Annotated in this window: 18 protein-coding genes; 10 read left to right on the top strand and 8 right to left on the bottom strand. The window is 68.5% G+C overall.

Annotated elements, in window-relative coordinates; translation table 11 throughout:
- Window positions 1-2 precede the first annotated feature (2 nt).
- Genes LGN19_RS16175 through LGN19_RS16165 form a run of 3 tightly spaced genes read left to right on the top strand, consistent with a single transcriptional unit; the run spans window position 3 to window position 3,696 of the window.
- Window positions 3-1,313 carry an MFS transporter gene (locus LGN19_RS16175; protein WP_226215913.1) on the top strand — a complete coding sequence of 437 codons (1,311 nt, stop codon included), beginning with the start codon at window positions 3-5 and terminating at the stop codon, window positions 1,311-1,313.
- A 31-nt stretch (window positions 1,314-1,344) separates the two neighbouring features.
- Window positions 1,345-2,616 carry a Zn-dependent hydrolase gene (locus LGN19_RS16170; RefSeq protein ID WP_226215912.1) on the top strand — a complete coding sequence of 424 codons (1,272 nt, stop codon included), beginning with the start codon at window positions 1,345-1,347 and terminating at the stop codon, window positions 2,614-2,616.
- Window positions 2,617-2,673: 57 nt separating this feature from the next.
- Window positions 2,674-3,696, top strand: coding sequence for a histone deacetylase family protein (locus tag LGN19_RS16165; protein WP_226215910.1), 1,023 nt, complete (start codon window positions 2,674-2,676; stop codon window positions 3,694-3,696).
- 261 nt (window positions 3,697-3,957) lie between these two features.
- Here the strand turns inward: LGN19_RS16165 and LGN19_RS16160 are convergent, their stop codons facing one another.
- Together LGN19_RS16160 and LGN19_RS16155 are read right to left on the bottom strand one after the other, a co-directional pair.
- A complete protein-coding gene (locus tag LGN19_RS16160) occupies window positions 3,958-5,163 on the bottom strand; it encodes an MFS transporter (RefSeq protein WP_122944958.1) in 1,206 nt (401 codons plus the stop codon).
- Window positions 5,164-5,896: 733 nt separating this feature from the next.
- Window positions 5,897-6,808, bottom strand: a complete 912-nt coding sequence (locus LGN19_RS16155) for a LysR family transcriptional regulator (protein ID WP_226215909.1) — start codon at window positions 6,806-6,808, stop codon at window positions 5,897-5,899.
- A 163-nt stretch (window positions 6,809-6,971) separates the two neighbouring features.
- On the opposite strand from LGN19_RS16155, the gene LGN19_RS16150 reads away from it, so the two are divergent.
- The gene (locus tag LGN19_RS16150; protein ID WP_226215900.1) at window positions 6,972-7,892 is read left to right on the top strand and encodes a pyridoxal-phosphate dependent enzyme; all 921 of its coding nucleotides are present in this window, start codon (window positions 6,972-6,974) and stop codon (window positions 7,890-7,892) included.
- 771 nt (window positions 7,893-8,663) lie between these two features.
- Here the strand turns inward: LGN19_RS16150 and LGN19_RS16145 are convergent.
- Window positions 8,664-9,818: a DUF2242 domain-containing protein gene (locus tag LGN19_RS16145; protein ID WP_226215898.1), complete on the bottom strand. Its 1,155-nt coding sequence runs from the start codon at window positions 9,816-9,818 to the stop codon at window positions 8,664-8,666.
- Between the two features lie 116 nt (window positions 9,819-9,934).
- Window positions 9,935-10,828 (bottom strand): LysR family transcriptional regulator, encoded by an 894-nt coding sequence (locus tag LGN19_RS16140; RefSeq protein WP_226215897.1) that lies wholly within the window; start codon window positions 10,826-10,828, stop codon window positions 9,935-9,937.
- A 108-nt stretch (window positions 10,829-10,936) separates the two neighbouring features.
- Here LGN19_RS16140 and LGN19_RS16135 point away from each other — a divergent pair, with 108 nt between their 5' ends.
- Window positions 10,937-11,692, top strand: coding sequence for a TerC family protein (locus tag LGN19_RS16135; protein WP_122944963.1), 756 nt, complete (start codon window positions 10,937-10,939; stop codon window positions 11,690-11,692).
- A gap of 91 nt (window positions 11,693-11,783) precedes the next feature.
- A complete protein-coding gene (locus LGN19_RS16130; RefSeq protein WP_226215895.1) occupies window positions 11,784-12,119 on the top strand; it encodes a zf-TFIIB domain-containing protein in 336 nt (111 codons plus the stop codon).
- 94 nt (window positions 12,120-12,213) lie between these two features.
- Here the strand turns inward: LGN19_RS16130 and LGN19_RS16125 are convergent, their stop codons facing one another.
- Together LGN19_RS16125 and LGN19_RS16120 are read right to left on the bottom strand one after the other, a co-directional pair.
- Window positions 12,214-12,624 (bottom strand): Hsp20/alpha crystallin family protein, encoded by a 411-nt coding sequence (locus LGN19_RS16125; RefSeq protein ID WP_226215894.1) that lies wholly within the window; start codon window positions 12,622-12,624, stop codon window positions 12,214-12,216.
- A 16-nt stretch (window positions 12,625-12,640) separates the two neighbouring features.
- Window positions 12,641-13,081, bottom strand: a complete 441-nt coding sequence (locus LGN19_RS16120; RefSeq protein ID WP_122944965.1) for an Hsp20/alpha crystallin family protein — start codon at window positions 13,079-13,081, stop codon at window positions 12,641-12,643.
- A gap of 247 nt (window positions 13,082-13,328) precedes the next feature.
- Between LGN19_RS16120 and LGN19_RS16115 the strand changes: the two genes are divergently transcribed.
- Window positions 13,329-14,246, top strand: coding sequence for a 3-hydroxyacyl-CoA dehydrogenase NAD-binding domain-containing protein (locus LGN19_RS16115; protein WP_226215891.1), 918 nt, complete (start codon window positions 13,329-13,331; stop codon window positions 14,244-14,246).
- Window positions 14,247-14,280: 34 nt separating this feature from the next.
- Here LGN19_RS16115 and LGN19_RS16110 read toward each other — a convergent pair whose 3' ends face one another.
- Window positions 14,281-14,562, bottom strand: coding sequence for a DUF4148 domain-containing protein (locus LGN19_RS16110; protein ID WP_226215889.1), 282 nt, complete (start codon window positions 14,560-14,562; stop codon window positions 14,281-14,283).
- A gap of 180 nt (window positions 14,563-14,742) precedes the next feature.
- Entirely contained in the window at window positions 14,743-15,591 is an 849-nt protein-coding gene (locus tag LGN19_RS16105; protein ID WP_122944968.1) for a LysR substrate-binding domain-containing protein, read from the bottom strand.
- A gap of 327 nt (window positions 15,592-15,918) precedes the next feature.
- Between LGN19_RS16105 and madL the strand changes: the two genes are divergently transcribed.
- The 3 genes from madL (at window position 15,919) to mdcA (ending at window position 18,874) form a co-directional block, all read left to right on the top strand.
- On the top strand, window positions 15,919-16,314 hold the full coding sequence (madL, locus tag LGN19_RS16100) for a malonate transporter subunit MadL (protein WP_034186756.1): 396 nt from the start codon (window positions 15,919-15,921) through the stop codon (window positions 16,312-16,314).
- Between the two features lie 11 nt (window positions 16,315-16,325).
- A complete protein-coding gene (gene madM / locus LGN19_RS16095; protein ID WP_122944969.1) occupies window positions 16,326-17,093 on the top strand; it encodes a malonate transporter subunit MadM in 768 nt (255 codons plus the stop codon).
- A 134-nt stretch (window positions 17,094-17,227) separates the two neighbouring features.
- On the top strand, window positions 17,228-18,874 hold the full coding sequence (gene mdcA, locus LGN19_RS16090) for a malonate decarboxylase subunit alpha (RefSeq protein WP_226215887.1): 1,647 nt from the start codon (window positions 17,228-17,230) through the stop codon (window positions 18,872-18,874).
- Window positions 18,875-18,880: the final 6 nt, after the last annotated feature.

Raw genomic sequence — 18,880 nt, 5'->3', positions numbered from 1 at the left:
GCATGACCCAGTCCCTTCCTTCCGCCCGCCAGCCGGGACGCGCCGCGACGGCCGCGTTCATCGGCACGATGATCGAGTGGTACGACTTCTACATCTACGCGACCGCCGCCGCGCTCGTGTTCGGCGAACTCTATTTTCCGTCGCATGACCGCTTCGTCAGCACGATGGCGTCGTTCGCGACGTTCGCGGTCGGCTTCTTCGCGCGGCCGCTCGGCGGCATCATCTTCGGCCATCTCGGCGATCGCATCGGCCGCAAGAAGGCACTGATGACGACACTGATGATGATGGGCATCGCGACCGTCTGCGTCGGTCTGCTGCCCGACTATTCGAAGGTCGGCATGCTCGCGCCGGTGCTGCTCGTCGCGCTGCGCGTGGTGCAGGGGATCGCGGTCGGCGGCGAATGGGGCGGCGCGGTGCTGATGGCGGGCGAGCATGCGCCGCAGGGGCGCCGCACGTTCTTCGCGTCGTTCGCGCAGCTCGGCAGCCCGGCCGGGCTGATCCTGTCGCTGATCGCGTTTCGTGCGGTCACGTCGATGGACAAGGCCGACTTCCTCGCGTGGGGCTGGCGCCTGCCGTTTCTCGCGAGTTCGGTGCTGCTCGTGGTCGGCATCCTGATCCGGCTCGGCGTGAACGAGTCGCCGGAATTCGCGCGCGTGAAGGAAACCAACCGCACGGTGAAGCTGCCGGTCGCGGAAGTGTTCCGCTCCGCGTCGGGGCTCGTGGCGCTCTGCATCGGCGCGAACACGATCGGCATCGCGGGCGTCTATTTCACCAATACGTTCATGATCGCGTACACGACGCAGTACGTCGGCGTCTCGCGTTCGCTGATCCTCGACAGCCTGTTCGCGGTCGCGATCATCCAGTTCGTCGCGCAGCCGATCGCCGCATGGATCGCCGAGCGCATCGGCGGTGCGCGCTTCCTGAAGATCGCGGCGCTGCTCGCGATGCTGTCGCCGTATCCGATGTTCATGCTCGTGCAGGGCGGCACGTCCGCATCGCTCATCGCCGGCATCGCGCTCGCGGTCGTCTGCATGGCCGGCTTCTATTCGGTGATCGCGGGTTTCGTGAGCGAGGTGTTCCCCGCGCACGTGCGCTATTCGGCGATCTCGCTCGCTTACCAGATCTGCGGCGCGCTCGCGGGCGGGCTGACGCCGCTCATCGGCACTTGGCTCGCGCATCGCTTCGCGGGCCAGTGGTGGCCGCTCGCGGTGTTCTACACGTGTCTCGCCGGCATCTCGCTGCTCTGCATCGTCGCGCTCGACGCGCGCCGCGCGGCGCGGCCGGCCACCGCCGAAGCGCTCGGCTCGCGCTGACCTTCAACGAACGAATTCATCCGGAGTGCACATGAAAGACCTGCTGGAAATCGACGGCGCCCGCTTGTGGCAGAGCCTGGCGGACATGGCGCGCATCGGCGCGACGCCGCGCGGCGGCGTGCGGCGCCTCGCACTCACCGACGACGATCGTCGCGGGCGCGACCTGTTCGCGCAGTGGTGCCGCGACGCGGGGATGTCGGTGAGTGTCGACGCAGTCGGCAACCTGTTCGCACGGCGCGACGGCGTCGATGCGCAGGCCGCGCCGGTGCTGATCGGCAGCCATCTCGACACGCAGCCCGAAGGCGGCCGCTTCGACGGCGTCTACGGCGTGCTCGCCGCGCTCGAACTCGTGCGCACGCTGAACGACGCGGGCATCGCGACCGACAAGCCGCTGGAAATCGTGTCGTGGACCAACGAGGAGGGCGCGCGCTTTGCACCGGCGATGCTCGGCTCGGCCGTATTCACCGGCGCGTTGCCGCTCGACGATGCGCTTGCCAAGCAGGACGCCGACGGCGTCACGCTCGGCGCGGCCCTCGACGCATGCGGCTATCGCGCCACGCGCGCGACGGGCGGCGCGGTCGATGCGTACTTCGAAGCGCATATCGAACAGGGCCCCGTGCTCGAGGCGAACGGCACGACGATCGGCATCGTCACGGGCGGGCAGGCGATCCGCTGGCTCGACGTGACGGTGACAGGCGTGGCCGCGCATGCGGGCACGACGCCGATGCCGTATCGCAAGGATGCGTATTTCGCGAGCGCGCAGATGGCGCTCGAACTCGAACGGATCGTCGCTGGTTACGCGCCGCGCGGGCTTGCGACGATCGGGCAGGTCGGCATCCGCAACGCGTCGCGCAACACCATTGCCGGCGATGTGACGTTCACGGTCGACCTGCGCCATCACGACGACGCGCAAGTCGATGCGATGGAACACGCATTGCGCGATGCGTGCGCACGCGTTGCCACCGCGCGTGGCGTGCAGGTCGCGATCGACACCTGCTGGCGCAGCCCGGCGATGCCGTTCGATCCCGACTGCGTCGAGCGGGTCGCGCAGGCGGCCGCTGCGTTCTGCTATACGAACGAGCGGATCGTCAGCGGCGCCGGGCACGACGCGATCCTGCTCGCGCGTTGCGTTCCGACCGCGATGGTGTTCATCCCGTGCGTCGACGGCCTGTCGCACAACGAAGCCGAGGATGCCCTGCCTGCCGATGTGACGCGCGGCACGAACGTGCTGCTGCATGCGGTGCTCGCGCGCGCGGGCGTCGCGGCGCGCGTTGCCGTGGCGGCCGCGACGCAGGATGCGTGAAGTGGCGAACCGCTAAACCGACAAACCGACAACTCGAAAAACCGACGAGGGCGAACGATGAAAACCTATTTCCATCCCGAGCAGTTGCTGCACCATCCGCGCAGCTACCTGTCGCGCGGCCAGATGCGTGAACCGCAGGAAGTGCCCGAGCGCGCGGCGCGGCTCGTTGCGGCCGTCCGGTCGCTCGACTTCGAAGTGCGCGAGCCGGCCGACCGCGGCACCGCGCCGATCGCGGCCGTGCACGACATGAACTACCTGCGCTTCCTGGAAGAAGCGCACCGCGACTGGAAGCAGATGCCCGACGACTGGGGCGACGAAGTGATGTCGAACGTGTTCGTGCGCGATCCGAACCCGCTGCGCGGTGTGCTCGCGAAAGCCGCGCGCTACCTTGCCGACGGCAGTTGCCCGGTCGGTGCGAACACGTGGCGCGCTGCGTACTGGTCCGCGCAGGGCGCGCTTGCGGCCGCGGCCGACGTCAACGACGGCGCGCGCGACGCGTACGCGTTGTGCCGCCCCCCCGGTCACCACGCACGCCGCGACGCGGCCGGCGGTTTCTGCTACCTGAACAATGCGGCGATCGCCGCGCAGTCGCTGCTCGGCCGCCACCGCCGGGTCGCGATCCTCGACACCGACATGCATCACGGGCAGGGCGTGCAGGAGATCTTCTACGGCCGCGACGACGTGCTGTACGTGTCGATCCACGGCGACCCGACCAACTTCTACCCGGTCGTTGCGGGCTATGAGGAAGAGACGGGCACGGGGGCCGGCGACGGTTTCAACCTGAACCTGCCGATGCCACACGGCGCGCCGGAGTCGGCGTTCTTCGAGCGGCTCGACGACGCGCTACGCGCGCTCACACGGTTCCAGCCCGATGCGCTCGTGCTCGCGCTCGGCTTCGATATCTACAAGGACGATCCGCAATCGCAGGTGGCTGTTACGACCGACGGTTTCGGGCGGCTCGGCGGCGCGATCGGCGCACTCGGGTTGCCGACGGTGATCGTGCAGGAAGGCGGCTATCACCTCGCAAGCCTCGACGCAAACGCGCGTGCGTTTTTCGGCGGGTTCGGCGCCGCGCGCTGACCGACCGCCGACGGCACGGCCGCGGAGCCGGCGAGCGACGGGATCGGGAACGACACGAGATCGGGCGCAGCGCGAAGTTGCTGCGCCATTATTGGATCTTCATCGCATTGGAATGCGCCGATGTTCGGGATGGTTCGATTGAGAAATCGGTGAATCGTAATTGACCGTTGAAACGAAGACGGCCGCATTGCGCGGCCGTGTGCGTGCTTGCCGTCAGAGGCGGCGGGACGTCGCGCATCGCCGACGCGCGACGTGTCGCGATTACGAGTTCGCGGCAGCCGGCGCGCGGCGCTGCTGCGCGATCTGCAGGAAGACGAGCGCGAGTCCGGCCGCAGCGATCAGTCCGCCGACGAGCGGCACCGCCGTGTATCCGAAGCCGGCCGAGAGCGCCGCACCGCCGGCGGCCGCGCCGAGCGCGTTACCGAGGTTGAACGCGCCGATATTGACGGCCGATGCGAGGCCCGGCGCTTCGTGGGCTGCCCGCATTACGCGCATCTGCAGCGGCGGCACGACCGCGAACGTCGCGATACCCCACACGAGCAGCGTGACGGCGGCGCCCGCATGCGTGCTGGCGAGCAGGGGGAACGCGGCCATCGTGGCGATCAGCAGCAGCAGGAAACCGATCAGCGTGCCGTCGAGCGCGCGGTCGGCGAGGCGTCCGCCCGCGATGTTGCCGATCGAGAAGCCGACGCCGATCAGCACCAGCATCGCGGTCACGAAGCCGGGTGTCGCCCCGGTCAGGTGTTCGAGTGTCGGCGCGACATACGTGTAGAGCGTGAACATCGCACCGGCGCCGAGCACGGTCGTCCCGAGCGCGCCGAGCACGACCGGGCGCGTCAGCACCGAGAGTTCGGCACGCAGGTCGGGCATCTTGCCGGCTTCGCCCTTCGGCAGCGCGGCGAGCAGCCCGGCGATCGCAACCAGGCCGAGGCCCGCGGTCGCCACGAACGACATGCGCCAGCCGATGATCTGGCCGAGCCAGGTTGCGGCCGGCACGCCGCCGACGTTGGCGATCGTGAGGCCCATGAACATCGTCGCGACCGCGCTGGCCTGCTTGTCGCGCGGCACGAGGCTGGCCGCGACCACCGAGCCGAGCCCGAAGAATGCGCCGTGGTTGAGGCTCGTCACGAGGCGGGCGAGCAGCAGCGTCGTGTAGCCCGGCGCGAGCGCCGACAGCAGGTTGCCGATCGTGAAGATCGACATCAGCGCGATCAGCGCCGAGCGGCGCGACCAGCGCGCGAGCAGCAGCGTCATCAGCGGCGCGCCGACCATCACGCCGATCGCATAGGCACTGATCAGCATGCCGGCTTGCGGAATCGACACGTGCACACCGTCGGCGATCACGGGCAGCAGGCCCATCGGCGAGAACTCGGTCGTGCCGATGCCGAACGCACCGGCGGCGAGTGCCAGCAGCGGCAGCGTGGCGCTGCCGCCCGGGCGGGAAGGAGAGGAAGGGGTAGGGTTCACGCGATGAGCTCCTGTAGTCGAGGAACAACGGCACGGGGCCGGTGAGGACAGGTCGAAGTGTGCCTGCATGACTTTTGCGGAAAAAGCCGCATACGGACGAAATTATCTTGATTTCAGCTCAACAATGCAGCGTGCGCACGAAGCGCGCGGGTGGAGCAGGCGAACGAGGACGCGCCATGAAAGTGTCTTGTCGCGAGAAAGGCACGGCTTTCGGCCGGGAGATCGCGATCCATTGGCGGTTCGATGCGGCCTGACGGTCGCTCTGCCCGGTGCGCGGGAAGTCGTCCACCGGTCGTCCGGCGGCGCGCGGCCGTGCGAATCGGGCGGGCCCGGTCAGGGCACGGCCATCACCTCGCGCGAGCGTCGCATCGTCGCCGTTCACCCGCGGCAGATAAGGCGCGCGAAAAAAAGCCCCGGCCACAGGGGGACCGTGACCGGGGCAGAAAGGCATCCTCTCTTTGGCACGAGGGTTGGATGCGCGCGAAGTATATTTCGGCGCATGACGATTCGAACCGGCGTTAAACGGCCGTTTTTGGTGTCAATTTAAAAATGCCGGCGCTGCGGCGCCGCCCGTCAGTGTTATGAAAGATATTTCGCGGACGCGACGCCGGTGTTTAGCGCGTCACGGCAGCTAAACCGACGGTTTGACGGAGGGCGATGTCAGGCCGTCGATCGACGGGGCGAATCGTGCCGCTCGATCGTGTGCCGGACGCGTCGGACGAGTAGCGTCCAGTCAGTTCGCCTCGCCGGCTGCATCGCGCACGGCCTCGAGAAACCGCGCGACGACGGGCGAGGGTGGCACGGCCGCGCCGTCGAACACGAACTCGATGTCGAAGCGGCTCGCGAGCTCGTCGAGCGCGACGAGCCGGACCGTGTGCGGGCAGGTTGGCGACGCGCTTTCCGGTACGAACGCACAGCCCATCCCGGCGGCGACGAGGCCGATCAACGTTGGAATGTCGCTGCCGACTTGCGCGATACGCGGCGTGAAGCCGGCCTGCTGGCACTGCGCCATCAGGAACCGGTGGTGCGCGGCAGAGCGCTGCGCGTCGAACCAGACGAATGGCTCGTTCGCGACGTCGGCCAGCGTGCGCGGCGCGGTGAAGCGTCTGCCGGGCGGCGCGGGCATCGCGAGCACGAAGCGGTCGCTCAGCAGCTGCACGCCCGACAGGTGCGGCGCCTCGTCGCGACGCCACGCCATGATCCCGCCGTCGAGCTGGCCGCGCACCAGCGCGCTCGCCTGTTCGGCCGACAGCATCGGCGCGATCGACAGCTTCACGTCCGGGCACGTGTCGCGAAACGCCTTGAGGACGTTCGCGACGACAGGCAACGGCAGGCAGTTCGGCAACGCGCCGAGCCGCAGTTCGCCCAGCTGGCCGGCCGCGCTGCGCAGGGCGCGCTCACGGCTGTCCTGCAGCGTCGCGAGCAGGCCAGTCGCGTCCTGCAGAAAGCTCGCGCCGGCTGCCGTGAGCGTGACGCCCGTTGCACGGCGCACCAGCAGCGGCGTGCCGATCGCGTCCTCGAGTTCGCGGATCTGTCGCGACAGCGCGGGCTGGACGATGCCGGCCGCGCGGGCGCCGGCCATCACGCTGCCGGCTTGCGCGACGGCCACGAAGTAGCGCAGGTGACGCAATTCGATCTGGCGCATGCGGTATCAGCTCTCGTTCATCGATATACCTGTGAAGCATAGCAAACGCCATTCGATGGTATTGGAAAGCATGGGGAGCGTGCCGTACGATGACCGTCATTGCCGCTGGCGCTCGCGCCCGCGAGTCGTGTGCGTTCCCTCCGTTCTCATTGGTCCCCGTCCCATGCCGCTTCATATCCAGACCCCTTATATCCGCTCGCAAATCGCGTCCCGCCGGCTCGGCAGGACCATCCGGCTGAAGCTCGATGCACTGCAGCCGTCGGGCTCGTTCAAGCTGCGCGGCATCGGCGCCGTCTGCGAAGCGCGGCATGCGGCCGGCGCGCGGCGCTTCGTGTCGTCGTCGGGCGGTAACGCGGGCATCGCGGTCGCGTATTGCGGCCGCGAACTCGGCGTGCCGGTGCTCGTCGTCGTCCCGGAAAGTGCGTCGGCACGCGCGCGTGAGCTGATCCGCGTCGAGGGTGCCGAACTCATCGTGCACGGCGCGAGCTGGGCCGAGGCGAACGCGTTCGCGCAGTCGTCGCTCGGCGAGCACGACGCGTTCGTGCATCCGTTCGACGACCCCGTGCTGTGGCAGGGCCACGCGACGATGATCGACGAGATGGCGGCGGCCGGCCCGAAGCCTGACGCGGTCGTGCTCGCGGTCGGTGGCGGCGGTTTGCTGTGTGGCGTGCTCGAAGGGCTGGCGCGCAACGGCTGGCACGACGTACCGGTGGTTGCGGCCGAAACGGAAGGCGCCGACTGCTATGCGCGCTCACTCGCGCAGGGGCGCCCGATCGAATTGCCGGCGATAGCGAGCATCGCGACGTCGCTCGGCGCGAAGCGGCCGTGCGATGCGGCGGTCGAATGGGCCGCGCGGCATGAGATCCATCCGGTCGTCGTGTCCGATGCCGACGCGGTGGCCGCGTCGCTGCGCTTCCTCGACGAGCACCGGATCGTCGTCGAGCCCGCGTGCGGTGCCGCGCTGGCCGCGCTCGAGCGGCCGGTGCCCGTGCTCGCGTCGGCGACGGATATCGCCGTGATCGTCTGTGGCGGCGTGACGGCTACCGTCGAGCAGTTGCAGACGCTGAGCGCGACGTTGCGGTAGGCAGGGCGGCCGGCGCGAGCAGGTCAGTCGGGTGACGGTCGGACGGCTGTTGATTACGGATATCAGCGCGATCGTCTGCGGTGGTGTGACGGCTACCGTCGAGCAACGGCAGACGATGCGTGCGACGTTGCGGTAGGCGGGGTGGCCGGCACGAGCAGGTCAGTCGGGTGACGGTCGGACGGCTGTTGATGACGGATATCAGCGTGATCGTCTGCGGTAGTGTAACGGCGACCGTCGCGCAACGGCAGACGCTGAGCGCGACGTTGCGGTAGGCGAGGCGGCCGGCGCCAGCAGGTCAGTCGGTTGACGGTCGGACGGCTGTTGACGACGGATATCAGCGTGATCGTCTGCGGTGGTGTAACGGCGACCGTCGAGCAACGGCAGACGCTGAGCGCGACGTTGCGGTAAGTGGGGCGGCCGGCACGAGCAGGTCAGTCGGTTGACGGTCGGACGGCTGTTGATGACGGATATCAGCGTGATCGTCTGCGGTGGTTTAACGGCGACCGTCGAGCAACGACAGACGCTGAGCGCGACGTACGGTCGGCAAGGCGGTCGGCGCAGGCCGGCCGGTCTGGTGACGGCCAGACGACCGTCGATCTCCGCGAACGTCGGAATCGGCCGCGCATGTTCGCAGCAAAGCGTCGACGCAATGCCGGCTACACCACGGGCAGGTAGCCGACGGCGCGGAAATTCATGTGAGGAATGACGGGAAAGGGTGCGTATCGTCGCGCTGCGCCGGGTGCGGCCGGGCGCGACGATACGGGCGGCCTGTCAGTTTGCGGCCGGTGCGCTCGCGCCCGACGGTGCGGACGATGCGACGGGGTTGGCGGCGGCAGGTGCGGGCGAAGCGCCCGAGGGTGCCGATGCCGACACGGGAGCTGATGTGGCGGACGCGGGCGCACTACTGGCCGGTGCCGGTGTCGCGGCGGCCGGCGCCGAAACGGCCGGCGTCGATGCCGCTGCGGCGGCAGGTGGCGATGCCGGGCCGGAAGCGGACGCCGGCGCGGAACCCGGCACGTGAGCCGAAGCCGGCGTGGATGCCGATCCGGACGCCGGTGCAGGAGCGATAGCCGGCGAGGGCGTCGACGAGGCGGCCGGAGCAGATGCTGCACCCGAAGCCGGTACCGACCCCGAACCGGACGCAGCCACCGGCGCGGCAGCGCGCATCGCCGCGGGCGCGACCACGGCCGACGCCGCGGCCGGCACGGCGTTCGCGCCCGACTCCGGCGCCACGACCGGCAGCGAAAGCGGCACCGGCGCCGCGGGCGGCGTCGGCACGACCGGCGTCGTCATCTTCATCGGCTCGCCTTGCGGCGTCGGCGCGGGTTCCGGCAGCGGCGTGACGGGTTCCTTCTCGGCGGCCTTGACGGTCGCGCGGTCGCGGCGGGCCGGGTCGATCTTCAGGAAATGCTCGACGAGATTGAAGAAGCGCTCATAGAACACGCCGGCGGGAATCGTCTCGCTGGCGGTCTTGACGAGCGCGTCGTCGCTCGACCCGATCGGCAGCGACAGCGAGCCGAACACGCTGAGGCCGACGCTGGCCGACGTATTCGACTTCTTCAGCGTATAGCGATCCTGCACCGCGTTCACGTACGCGATGCTCGACGAGCCGTCCGCGTTCGCGTCCGCACACACGACGTGAAACTCGATCACGACGTGCATGTCATTGTTCGGCTGGAAATTCTTGCTTCCGTCGACCGCGTCGTTGCGCGACGACGACACCACATAGCCCTGGCTCAGCAGCGCGCGCCGCGCGGCCTCGCAGGCCGCGTCGGATTTCGAGTGGAACGTATGCGCATACGGGCTGCTCGTCGCGTCGAACTGTTCCTGCTGGTAGATCGGCTTGGGCGGCGTCGAGCACGCCGCCAGCACGGTCGCGGCCGCGAGCGCGCACGAAACGGAAAACAGGCGAAATCGGTTGTGCATGGCGTCTTTCAGAAGGCTTGGCGAGAAGTCGCGCAACGGGCGGTGCCTGGATGAAGCGCGCGGCAATCTCGTAAGGCCGGGGCGTCATTATAGTTTCGTTTGATGTCGCGCTCGCTTCAGTCGGCCGGTGCGCCGCGTGCGGCGGCCAGCAATTGCGCCGTCAGCGGATGGTGTTCGCCGCGCCGCGAGCGGATCGCATGGATTTCCTCGGTCACGTCGCCCGCGCGCCCGAGCCGCCGCAGCCCGCGCAGCAGCGACGCGTCGTTCGCGCCGAGTTCGCTCAGCGGAAACACGCCGAGGCCGCGCGCCGCGAACACGGCCATCAGCGCGCTGTCCTCGAATTCCCCGGCCACGCGCGACACGATCCGTTCGCCTTCCAGCCACCGATCGAGGCGCGCGCGCAGCGCTGAATGCGCGGTCGGCAGCAGCACGGGCAGGTCGGCGAGGCACTGCGGAAAGTGCTGTCGCGCGGCCGGCGTGACGAGCGCCGCGGGGCCATACCAGTCGACCGGCGACGCGACCAGCCGCTCGCTCGTCACGCGCAGGTTCGAACCGGACGGTGCGCCCTGGCCGGCCAGCACCAGATCGAGATGATGCAGCGCCAGCTCCGCGAGCAGCGCGTCGTGCTCGCCTTCGTGGCACAGCAGCCGCAGCGTGGGGGTATCCAGCACGGGCGCGAGGATTGCGTGCGCGGCGAGCTTGGAGATGCCGTCCGCGAGCCCGACCGCGAGGCGCACGGTCGGCTGGCTGGCCGCCGCACGCACTTCGTCGGGAATCAGCCGCCCCAACTCGAAGATCGCCTCCGCACGCGCAAACGCGGCCTGGCCGGCGTCGGTCATCGTGACGCCGCGCCCGGCCGGGCGCAGCAACTGGTGCCCGAGCGCTTTCTCGAGCTCGCGCACCTGCGCGCTGATCGTCTGCACGGCCATGTCGAGCCGCGCGGCAGCGCGTGCGAAGCCGCCTTCCTTCACGACGACCCAGAAATAGTACAGATGTCGGAAATTGAGCATCGGATCGTAATTTCGAAAAAACCGAACTAAAAGTCAGATTCTCTCTGATTTTTCCGAATCTCGGGGCGACCTATCATCGGGCTTTCCACTTTCGTATCGGCCCATTTCATGGACTACCTGCTGACGCTTGCCGTTGACCCCGCCGTCTGGGCGGCGCTTCTGACGCTCGTCGTGATGGAAGTCGTGCTCGGCATCGACAACCTGATCTTCATTTCGATCCTCAGCAACAAGCTGCCCGAAGCGCAGCGCGCCCGCACGCAGCGCCTCGGTATCGCGCTCGCGCTGGTGATGCGCCTCGCACTGCTCGGCAGCGTCGCGTGGATCGCGAGTCTCACCGAACCCGTGTTCACGCTGTTCGACCATGCGTTCTCGTGGCGCGACATGATCCTGCTGTCCGGCGGCCTGTTCCTCGTGTGGAAGGCGACCACCGAGATTCATCACCACGTGTCGCACGACGGTGACGGCGCGGGCGGTGCCGGCGGCGCGGTCGGCCTGACGATGTGGGCCGCGATCGGCCAGATCGTGATGCTCGACATCGTGTTCTCGATCGACAGCATCGTGACCGCAATCGGCATGACCGAACACGTGCCGATCATGTTCGTCGCGGTGATCGTCGCCGTCGCCGTGATGCTGTTTGCTGCCCAGCCGCTCGCACGCTTCATCGACCGCAACCCGACCATCGTGATGCTCGCGCTGTCGTTCCTGGTCGTGATCGGCATGACGCTGATCGCCGAAGGTTTCGGTTCGCATGTGCCGAAGGGTTACATCTACGCGGCAATGGCGTTCTCGGCTTTCGTCGAAGGCATGAACATGCTGGCGCGGCGCGCGAAGGCGAAACGCGCGGCACGGACGGAAGGCCACTGAGCCGCCGCGCGTGATGTCGGCCGCCGCGGCGGCCGGCGTCACGCGCCTCATACGGAATCCAGACGAAATTCGCACGGAAAGGAGAATCGCGATGAAATGCCCTGTCTGCAAGACGCCCGACCTGCTGATGGCCGAGCGCCAGTCGATTGAAATCGACTACTGTCCGACCTGCCGCGGCGTGTGGCTCGATCGCGGCGAACTCGACAAGCTGATCGCACGCGAGACCGGCGACGCGCCGGTGCGTCGCGACGAGACACCCGTGCGGCACGACGCGCAAGCGGCGCGCGGCCACGATGGCGGCTGGGGGCGTGACGCTCGCTCTTACGACGACCGTGACCGGCACGATGGCCGCTCACACGACGATCGCTACAAGCACGACGGCCAGCGTCGCCGGAAATCGGTGTTCGACCTGTTCGACTTCGACTGATCGGAATTGCACCGCACGTCGTAAAAAAAGCCCCGCCGGGAGAATACCCGGCGGGGCTTTGTCATGCGTGCGGGATGACGGCAAGCACCGATGCTTACGCGTTGCCGGCCGTCACGTCGATGCGGCGCGGACGCGTTTCCTCGCGGCGCGGAATCGTCAGCGTCAGCACGCCATCGCGCAGGTTCGCGTCGATCCTCGACGTGTCGAGGTCGGGGCTCAGCACGAAGCTGCGTGCGTAGCGCGTCGCGCGGATCTCCGCATGCCGCACGCGGAGGTCGGCCGGCGTGTCGAGGTGCGTGTCGGCCTCGATCGTCAGCGTGTTGTCGTGCACCTTCACGTCGAGGTTCTCGCGCGGCACGCCGGGCAGGTCGGCCCGCAGCGTGACGCCGAGATGGTTCTCGACGATGTCGACGGCCGGCGTGATGGCGGGCCGGCGGGCTGCTTCGGCGGCAGCGGGGTGAACGGTGTTCGTCTGACGCTCGGCCAGGGTCGGGTTCTCATTCATGTCGGTATCCTGAATATTATTGAACGGTGATCGCACGCGGCTTCGATGCCTCGCGCCGGCCGACGCGAATCAGCAGGCAGCCGTTTTCATAGCGGGCGCTGACCTGGTCGGGATCCGCATCCCGCGGCAGCTCGACGACACGGCGAAATGCGCCGTGAAAGCGCTCCTGCGCATAGGTGCGCAGGTCGTCGCCTTCGCTGCGCGGCGCCGCCTTGCGTTCGCCGCTGATCGTCAGTAGGTCCTTGTCGATCGATACGTCGAAGTCGGCCGCGGCCATGCCGGGCGCGAACGCGACGATTTCGATGGCGCCGTCGGTCGCGCCGACGTTGAGCGCGGGAAACGCGCCGGGACGTACCGCTCGAATGCCGGACGGACGATCGCCGAGCAGGTTCGCCACCTGCCGCTGCACGCGGGCGAATTCGTCGAACAGGTCGCTGCCGAAATGGATACCGCTCATGTTGGTCCTCCTGAACAGGGAACGCGGGAGACGTGACGGCGCGACGCCTGCGGCGGGCGCGACGTGGGAACTCCACTGGGTCGAAACGGGGGCGGTGCGTTGCATGGTGCACTGCCCGACGACGTGTAATTAGTGGCCACCGCCGCGCATTTCAAGAGGGAATCTGCAATCTGCATCAATGCAGGCCCGTGCGATTCGATGCGACAATCGCCGCGATCTATCTGTAGACCAACGACACGGGACAATCATGGACATTCGACGCATTGCGATCGTCGGCGCCGGCGTGATCGGCGCGAGCTGGGCCGCCTTCTATCTGACGCAGGGTTTCGACGTCGTCGCGACCGATCCGGCGCCGCAAGCCGACGCGCGACTGCGCGACGCGCTGGCCGCGTTTCTCGGCGACCGGGCCGCGGAACTTTCCGCGCGGCTGTCGTTCGACGCCGATCTCGTGCGCGCGCTCGACGGTGTCGACTTCGTGCAGGAGAACGGCCCGGAGCGGCTCGACCTGAAGCGCGAGCTGTACCGGCAGATGGACGATGTGCTGCCCGCGCACGTGCCGATCGCGTCGAGTTCGTCGGGCCTGAAAATGTCGGACATCCAGACCGCATGCGACAAACATCCGGAGCGTTGCCTGATCGCGCATCCGTTCAACCCGCCGCACCTGATTCCGCTCGTCGAGCTGGTCGGCGGCGATGCCACCAGCCAGGACGTGATCGCGCGCGTGAAGGATTTCTACGATGCGCTCGGCAAGCAGACGATCGTCCTCAACAAGGAGATGACCGGCCACGTCGCGAACCGGCTCGCGGCCGCGCTGTTCCGCGAGGTGTATCACCTCGTCGGCGAAGGCGTCGTGAGCGTTGCCGATGCGGACAAGGCCGTCGCCTGGGGCCCCGGGCTGCGCTGGGGGCTGATGGGGCAGTGCTTGACCTATCACCTCGGCGGCGGCGCGGGCGGGATCGCGCATTTTCTCGAACACCTGTCGGGGCCGATCACGAGCTGGTGGGACGACCTCGGCACGCCTTCATTCAATCCGGACGTCGATCGCAAGCTGAACGACGAATTGCGCGCGATCCAGGGCGAGCGCTCGATGCAGGAACTCGCGGCCGAACGCGACCGCTTGCTCGTCGAACTGATCGACGCGCGGCGCCGCAGTTTCCTGCCGTGATCGCGCCGCGGCGTCGCGTACTGGCCGCGGCCGGCTACTGCTGCGCGGCGGTTTGCGGCGCCGGTGGCGTCTGCGCGAGCCATGCCGGGCTCGTCGCCTGCACCAGTTCGCGATTGCGCGCGCGTGTCGCGGCGTTCGGCGGGTAGTTGCCGTCGTTCGTCGGCAGTTCGCCGTCGAGATAGGCCTGCTTGAGTTGTGCAATGACTTCCGCGCGGGTCAGCCCCTGCGCGGGTGCTGCGGCGTCGGTCGTCTGGGCAAAGGCGGGGGACAGCAGGGCGGCGGTGGCGGCCGCGACGGCGAATCGCAAGACATTCATGGCGTGCTCCGATCAAGGGGACGGGACACCGGATGCACGCGGCGGCTGGCCGTGCGTTCCGATGGGCCCCATTGTCGCGAGCGGGTGCTGCGCGGACGATGACGCGTGCCGGGCAAAGCTGTCAGTTGCGGGCGCGGGCACCAGGCGCGATCGTCCCTGCGTGGGTCGCGCCCGATGCGGTTACAACTCCGACGCCGCCGCGATCAGCGTCGCTTCGAGTGCGAGCGTCGAACGCGACGCGGCCGCCGGCCGGTCGATCACGTATTCGAGTTCGCCGAGTTCGGGCAACCCCGCGTCGAGCCGCGCGAGCCCGGCCGGAATCACGTAGCCGGCGAACGCGCTGACGCCGAGCCCCGCGCTTGCCGCGGCGCGCAACACCGCGACGCTGCTGCTCACGACCGCGATCCGGTACGGCCGCCCGACGGCCTCGAGCGATTCGAGCACGCGGCGGCGCGACACGCTCGGCTCCGGATGCATCGCGAGCGGTAATACGGTCTCGTGGCCGGTGATCCTCGAATCGGGGCCGGTGCACCAGTACAGCGGCTCGCTGCGGATCACGCGGCCGCGCCGGCTGCCCGCGATGCGCTTCGCGAACACGAGATCGTGCCGCCCTTCGTCGAGCGCGTCGAACAGGTCGCCCGACAGCCCGGTCGCGATCGCGAGCTCGACGTCCGGATTGCGCTGCACGAAGCTCGCGAGCGCGGCCGTCAGATGCGCCGACGCGAAATCCTCCGACATCGCGAGCCGCACCTTGCCCGACAGCGGCGGCCCGCACACCGACGTGACGGCCTCGTCCATCAGTTCGAGGATGCGCACCGCGTAGCGGAACAGCGCGTCGCCGTGCTGCGACAGGTGCACGTTGCGCGTGTCGCGTTCGAACAGCGGCCGGTCGAGCAGCTCCTCGAGGCGGCGGATGTGCTGGCTGACGGTCGACTGCGACAGGTTCACGCGCTCGGACGCGGCGGTGAAGCTGCCGGACTGGGCAACGGCGACGAAGCTGCGCAGCAGCTCGGGCGGTAACGGACGCATTGCTAAATCCACTGAATCGGTTTCGACAACTTCATAAATGGCCGGATATTGCGGCGCTAGTATCGGATCACGCCCCGGTGCGGCCCGCAACGGGGCGCACCGGACGCGTAGCCCGCGTCGTGCCGGCGGCTGCTTCATTCAGTCTACGGCATCCGGCGTCCGGCCCGAAACCGCATCATCCCATCGACCGCCCGAGAACGCGCCCGCAAGACGGGCCGCCGGGCCGCGGCGCACCGCCGCAGGAGACAAGTCCGCGCACGGCATCGGCGTGCGGGGCCGGTTCCTGCATGCGTCCGGCGCCCGTCACGAAGAGACTGGAGACGACTCATGATCATCTACGGAACCGCGCTGCTGGCGTTCTGCCACTTGGCCGGACTGTTCCTCGGCGACCTGCTTGGCAGCGCGATCGGCGTGAAGACCAACGTCGGCGGCGTCGGCATCGCGATGCTGCTGCTGATCTGCCTGCGCCTGTGGCTGCACCGCCGCGGCTGGCTGCCGAAGGAGACCGAAGCCGGCGTCGGTTTCTGGGGTGCGATGTACATCCCCGTCGTCGTTGCGATGGCCGCGAACCAGAACGTCGTCGCCGCGCTGAAGGGCGGCCCCGTCGCGCTGCTGGCCGCCGTTGGCGCGGTCGCGATCTGCGCATGCTGCATCGCGGTACTCGTGCGCACCGGGCGCGACGACACGGCCTTCGCGGGCGTGCCTCAATTCGAAGAACAGTAACGGAGGCCGCCATGCTGCAGATGCTCGAAAAAACCGTCGCCCACAACGGGCTCGTCGCGTCGTTCGCGCTGGTCGGCCTGATCATGTGGCTGTCGTCGATTGCGTCGCGCAAGCTCACGTTCGGCCGCGTGCACGGCTCCGCGATCGCGATCGTGATCGGTCTTGCGCTGGCTTACGTCGGCGGCGCTTTCACCGGCGGCGAGAAGGGGATTGCCGACGTGCCGCTGTTCGCGGGCGTCGGCCTGATGGGCGGCGCGATGCTGCGCGATTTCGCGATCGTCGCGACCGCGTTCGAAGTGCAGCCGACCGAGGCGCGCAAGGCCGGTCTCGTCGGCGTCGTGTCGCTGCTGCTCGGCACCGTGCTGCCGTTCATCGTCGGCGCGTGCATCGCGCGCGCGTTCGGCTACACCGACGCGGTCAGCATGACGACCATCGGCGCGGGCGCCGTCACCTACATCGTCGGGCCCGTGACGGGCGCGGCGATCGGCGCAAGCTCCGACGTGATCGCGCTCAGCATCGCGACGGGGCTCGTGAAGGCGATCATCGTGATGGTCGGCACGCCGGTCGCGGCCAATTTCATGGGCCTGAAGACGCCGCGTTCGGCGATGATCTTCGGCGGCCTGGCCGGCACCGTCAGCGGCGTGAGCGCGGGGCTCGCCGCGACCGACCGCCGGCTCGTCCCGTACGGCGCGCTGGTCGCGACGTTCCATACGGGCGTCGGTTGCCTGCTCGGCCCGTCGCTGCTGTTCTTCACGACGCGCGCGCTGGTCGGCGGGTAGGCCCGGACAATGGGCGGCCCGTGCGCGGGCCGCATCCATCGCGGCGTCCTCTGAGTCGCATTCGTCAACATCATCAATCGGCGGCGGCGCCAGGCTTAGAATGCCGCTGAACCATCGAAGCGGGAGAACTGTTCATGACGGGATGGAATCACGCGCGGCAGGCGCGCGATGCACGCCTCGCGGCCGGCGCGGTTTACGCGCAGGGCAAGCGGGTCGATGCGCGCGACACCGTCGCGTTGCTTGAAGCGGTGCTGCGGCCCGGCGACCGCGTCTGCCTCGAAGGCGACAACCAGAAGCAGGCCGACATGCTCGCGACGGCGCTGGCCGACGTCGACAGTGCGAAGATCCACGACCTGCATATGGTGCAGTCGGGCGTCGTGTTGCCCGAGCATCTCGACGTGTTCGAGCGCGGCATCGCGAAGCGCCTCGACTTCGCGTATTCAGGCCCGCAGTCGCAGCGGATCGCGAAGCTGCTGTTTGGCGGCAAGATCGCGCTCGGTGCGGTACACACCTATCTCGAGCTGTTTGCGCGCTACTTCATCGACCTCACGCCGCAGGTTGCGCTGATCGCCGCGGTCAGCGCCGATCGCGACGGCAACCTGTACACCGGCCCGAACACCGAAGATACGCCGACCGTCGTCGAGGCCACCGCGTTCAAGGACGGCATCGTGATCGCGCAGGTCGACCGCATCGTCGACAAGGTGCCGCGCGTCGACATCCCGGGCGACCGCGTGCATTTCGTCGTCGAGGCCGGCCGGCCGTTCTACGTCGAGCCGCTGTTCACGCGCGATCCGGCGGCGATCACCGAAACGCAGATCCTCACCGCGATGCTCGCGATCAAGGGCATCTACGAGCCGTACGGCGTCAAGCGCCTGAACCACGGGATCGGCTTCAACACGGCCGCGATCGAGCTGCTGCTGCCGACCTACGGCGAGAAGCTCGGGCTGAAGGGCAAGGTCTGCTCGCACTGGGCGCTCAATCCGCACCCGACGCTGATTCCCGCGATCGAGTCGGGCTGGGTCGAGCAGATCCACTGCTTCGGCTCGGAAGTCGGGATGGACGACTACATCCGTGCGCGTTCCGACATCTGGTTCACGGGCCCCGACGGGTCGCTGCGCTCGAACCGCGCGTTCTGCCAGACGGCCGGGCTCTACGCGTGCGACATGTTCATCGGCTCGACGCTGCAGATCGACCTGTCGGGGCATTCGTCGACGGTCACGGCCGAGCGCATTGCCGGCTTCGGCGGCGCGCCGAACATGGGCAGCGACGCGCGCGGCCGGCGCCATCCGAGCGAGCCGTGGCTGAAGGCCGGCGCGGAAGCCGACCCCGACACGCCGGCGGCGCTCAGGCGCGGCCGCAAGCTCGTCGTGCAGATCGGCGAGACGTTCGGCGACAAGAACGTGCCGATGTTCGTCGAGAAGCTCGACGCGCTGAAGCTTGCCGACAAGCTGCAGCTCGACCTCGCGCCGATCATGGTCTATGGCGACGACGTCACGCACATCGTCACCGAGGAAGGGATCGCCAATCTGCTGATGTGCCGCGACAAGGACGAACGCGAGCATGCGATCCGCGGCGTCGCCGGCTATACCGAGATCGGCCGCGGCCGCGACCGGAAGATGGTCGAGCGGCTGCGCGAACGCGGCGTGATCCGCCGCCCGGAGGATCTCGGCATCGATCCGCTCGACGCCGATCGCCGCTGGCTCGCCGCGCGTTCGATCAAGGATCTCGTGCACTGGTCGGGCGGCCTCTATGCGCCGCCGGCCCGGTTCCGCAACTGGTGAGGAAGA

It is taken from the genome of Burkholderia sp. AU30198 (genome assembly GCF_020419825.1).
Lineage (GTDB): Bacteria > Pseudomonadota > Gammaproteobacteria > Burkholderiales > Burkholderiaceae > Burkholderia.
This window is presented reverse-complemented; position numbering and strand designations above follow the sequence as displayed.